Below are 628 nucleotides of genomic sequence, written 5' to 3'. Positions count from 1 at the left end.
CGGTCGAAGGTCATGTCGCTAGATTGAAACAGAAGTTTGATGCACGCAGTAAAAGCCAATTGATTGAGTATGCGTTGGATTCAGGATTGGGCTCAGTGATCCCAGAAACTCTGCTCAAAAAACAGATCTCCGTTGTTCTGCACAGTGACTGATTGACTGTTCAGCTGAAAATCCAGACAAAAAAATGCCGTTGATTTGATCAGTCTAATCAACGGCATTTTTAGATCTGTTAAGCAGCTAAGCGATCAAAAAGCCTAAGGCGCTAGGCGATCAATATCCCAACTGTTGTCTTGGCGAGAGAACAAGAAACGGTCGTGCAAGCGGTGTTCACCACCTTGCCAAAACTCAATGCTATCTACACGTACACGGAAACCACCCCAGAAAGAAGGCACGGGAATCTCGCCTTTGGCAAACTTCTGTTTAAGCTCTAGATACTTACCTTCTAAAATCCCACGCGCTGAGATGCGGCTACTCTGCTTACTTGCAATCGCGGCCAATTGGCTCTCTTTTGGACGTGACGAGAAGTACTTCATATTTTCCATAGCCGTTAGCTTTTCAGCCGTGCCCGTAATATGAACTTGTCGCTCAAGTGGATGCCAAGGAAAGTGCAAACTGATTTTGCTGTTGT

Annotated in this window: 1 protein-coding gene and 1 pseudogene; one reads left to right on the top strand and one right to left on the bottom strand. The window is 45.5% G+C overall.

What is annotated here, in order from left to right:
• Positions 1-152: pseudogene (locus AB4512_RS25540) on the top strand (helix-turn-helix transcriptional regulator); the annotation flags it as partial.
• A 102-nt stretch (positions 153-254) separates the two neighbouring features.
• On the opposite strand, the gene AB4512_RS22070 reads toward AB4512_RS25540, so the two are convergent.
• A partial coding sequence (locus AB4512_RS22070; protein ID WP_102545077.1) for a pyridoxal 5'-phosphate synthase occupies positions 255-628 on the bottom strand: 374 nt, incomplete at its 5' end.

It is taken from the genome of Vibrio sp. 10N.222.52.B7, assembly GCF_041474275.1.
Lineage (GTDB): Bacteria > Pseudomonadota > Gammaproteobacteria > Enterobacterales > Vibrionaceae > Vibrio > Vibrio crassostreae_C.
The sequence above is the reverse complement of the archived record's forward strand: the minus strand, read 5'-3'. Positions and strand labels throughout refer to the sequence as shown.